Genomic DNA, 3247 nt, shown 5'->3' with positions numbered 1-3247 from the left:
CTACTTCCGGAAGAAATTGAGTTAAAAAAGTCGAACCAGTCATTTTTAATCTCACTAATCTTAAATGACAAAGGTAATAAATCTGGACGTATCCAGCCAATTGCTGAATATTCTAAAAATCTATGATAACTTTTAAGCTCTCTTTCTGATACTGTGCGTCTGTTTCTTCGAAGTTCCATTTGATACTGTCTAATATCTAGCATAATTCTATCGAATAGTGCGTTAGACACGATTGCCACATCTATATCGGAGTCTAAGCTAAATTCAGTTCCTTTGTGAGGGCTAAATCCTAAGTTTGCCGATCCAACGATAAATACATCGTGGAAGTTGACTTCGAACTTATTAGCTATTCTTCTTCTAAAGTTGTAAAAATCATCTTCGTTATTTTTAAAAACATGAGGAATACCGTGAAGGCTTTTCTTCCTGCAAAAATCTAATAGCTCTTCTGTAGAGCTTGTACTGGAAATGTGGTTGTGAAATTCTTCCAAGTCCACGACGTTCCCGTAATTTCTGTTTAAAAAAGCAATGGTTATCATAACGGGCTTTAAGGGCAAGTTTCGCGTTTTTGTCCCTAACGCCCCTTCCTAAACGCCTCCGCCTTTTCAATCGCCGCTTCCTTCCGCCAACGCTTCGGCGCTGACCGGTCCACCTCTTCACCGACCGCAGTCAGCGCCTCGTTGGCGAACTCGAGATCAAGCAGCTTCATACGCTTGATCTCGTCGCGGAGCCTTGCCGCTTCCTCGAATTCGAGGTTGGCGGCGGCGTCGCGCATGCGGGTTTCCAGATCCTTGAGGGCGGCCTGGAAGTTGGAGCCGGTGAAGGGCTTGGTTTCTTCCTTCACGCCCGGATTGGTGAAGCGGTCGATGTCGCGGGACTCGTAGGGGGAGTCCATGATCTCCTTGATGTCGCGCTTGACCGTGGCGGGGGTGATGCCGTGGGCCTCGTTATAGGCCTGTTGTTTCTCGCGGCGGCGGTTGGTTTCGGAGATGGCGCGTTCCATCGAGCCGGTCATGCGGTCGGCATAGAGGATGACGCGGCCATCGACGTTACGCGCGGCGCGGCCGATGGTCTGGATGAGGGAGGTTTCCGAGCGCAGGAAACCTTCCTTATCGGCATCGAGGATGGCGACGAGGCCGCACTCTGGGATGTCGAGGCCTTCGCGCAGCAGGTTGATGCCGATGAGGCAGTCGAAGCTGCCCAAGCGCAGGTCGCGCAGGATTTCGATGCGTTCCAAGGTATCAATGTCGGAGTGCATGTAGCGGACGCGCACGCCCTGCTCGTGCATGTACTCGGTCAGGTCCTCGGCCATCTTTTTGGTGAGGGTGGTGACGAGGGAGCGGTAGCCCGCGCGGGCCGTGGCCTTGACCTCGTCAATGACATCATCGACCTGATTGCGGGTCTCGCCGGTGACGGGGCGGATTTCGACAGGCGGGTCGATCAGGCCGGTGGGGCGGATGACCTGCTCGACGAAGATGCCGCCGGCCTTTTCCAGTTCCCACGCGGCGGGGGTGGCCGAGACGAAGATCGACTGGGGCCGCATGGCGTCCCACTCTTCAAACTTGAGCGGGCGGTTGTCGATGGCGGAGGGTAGGCGGAAGCCGTACTCGGCCAGCGTGGATTTGCGGCTGTAGTCGCCTTTGAACATGGCGCCGATCTGGCCGATGGTGACGTGGCTTTCGTCGACGAACAGCAGGGCGTTGTCGGGGATGTATTCGAAGAAGGTGGGCGGGGGCTCGCCCGGGGCGCGGCCTGTGAGCCAGCGGCTGTAGTTCTCGATGCCCGCGCAGGAGCCGGTGGCCTCCATCATTTCCAGATCGAAGCGGGTGCGCTGTTCAAGGCGCTGGGCCTCCAGCAGCTTGCCGTTTTCGTTCATCCAGTCGAGCGTTTCCGCAAGCTCGGCCTTGATGCCGTTGATGGCCTGGTTGAGGGTCGGGCGCGGGGTGACGTAGTGGCTGGCGGCGTAGACGGTGACCTGTTCCAGCGCGTTGGTCTTCTTGCCGGTGAGGGGGTCGAACTCCTCGATGGATTCGATCTCGTCGCCGAAGAGGGAGATGCGCCAGGCGCGGTCTTCCAAGTGGACGGGGAAGATTTCGAGGGTGTCGCCGCGCTTGCGGAACATGCCGCGCTCGAAGTGGATGTCGTTGCGCTTGTACTGCAGGGCGATGAGGTCGGCGCGCAGCTTGGCTTCGTCGATGGTGTCGCCGACCTTTAGGCTGAAGGTCATGGCGGTGTAGGTCTCGACCGAGCCGATACCGTAGATGCAGGAGACGGAGGCCACTACGATGACGTCGTCGCGCTCGAGGATCGCGCGGGTGGCGGCGTGGCGCATCCGGTCGATCTGCTCGTTAATGGAGCTGTCTTTCTCGATATAGGTGTCGGTGCGCGGGACGTAGGCTTCGGGCTGGTAGTAGTCGTAGTAGGAGACGAAATACTCGACCGCATTGTCCGGGAAGAAGGCCTTGAACTCGGAATAGAGCTGGGCGGCGAGGGTCTTGTTGTGGGCGAGGATCAGGGCGGGGCGCTGGGTCTGCTCGATGACCTTGGCCATGGTGAAGGTCTTGCCCGAGCCGGTGACGCCCAGCAGGACCTGATTTTGCTCGCCCTCGGTGGCTTGCTGGACAAGCTCGGCGATGGCTTGGGGCTGGTCACCGGCGGGGGAGTAGGGGGTCTCCAGGCGGAAGGGTTTGGAGAGTTTGCTGCCGCCGCGTTCGGGCCTGTGGGGCTGCCAGCCTTCGGGGGTGCCGGGGGCGATCTCGGGGACGAGGCGCGGGCCGGTGAGTGGGCCGGGGGCCGGTGTGTCGTGGATGAAGGGGATGCCCGCCTCGGAGACGCCGATGGTGCCGGTCGGGGTGTGGACCGGCTTGGGGGACTTTGCGGACGACTTAGAGGGGGAACGGGCCATGAACACACAGGTAGTGCATAGGGTCGCGGGGCGCTAGGGGCTGGCGGGTGCGTGGGAGGCTGGAGGGGCGTTTTGGGCGGATCGGGGGCGGTATAGCGTCGCTATCCGTGTATTTCGCCTTATGCGCAATCAGGAGATAAATTCCTTACGGTTCTGTAATGTTAGGAACGATGTGTGATATTTGGCGATATTAATGGGTAATTATTCCAATAATGATGGTTAAATAAAGAAATCGTCGATATCTATTGCTGATTTATGAAATAATATTGTTGCGAATGTGTTGTGTAAGTCATAGCCGTTCGTCTGGTCGTGCTTTTAGATAAGCACGGATCGCGGCACGACGTT

2 protein-coding genes are annotated in these 3247 nt (G+C 57.5%); both read right to left on the bottom strand.

From position 1 onward, the window contains the following. A partial coding sequence (locus RSB01_RS04450) for a hypothetical protein (protein ID WP_332625112.1) occupies nt 1–536 on the bottom strand: 536 nt, incomplete at its 3' end. A gap of 35 nt (nt 537–571) precedes the next feature. Beyond that, nucleotides 572–2902, bottom strand: a complete 2331-nt coding sequence (gene uvrB, locus RSB01_RS04445) for an excinuclease ABC subunit UvrB (RefSeq protein ID WP_332619651.1) — start codon at nt 2900–2902, stop codon at nt 572–574. Nucleotides 2903–3247 lie beyond the last annotated feature (345 nt).

The sequence above is a fragment of the Brevundimonas sp. genome (genome assembly GCF_036659295.1).
Classification (GTDB): Bacteria; Pseudomonadota; Alphaproteobacteria; order Caulobacterales; family Caulobacteraceae; genus Brevundimonas.
This window is presented reverse-complemented; position numbering and strand designations above follow the sequence as displayed.

Bases quoted from the DNA above. Each gene is read 5' to 3' on its own strand.
- uvrB (WP_332619651.1), bottom strand. From the start codon at position 2,902: ATGGCCCGTTCCCCCTCTAAGTCGTCCGCAAAGTCCCCCAAGCCGGTC.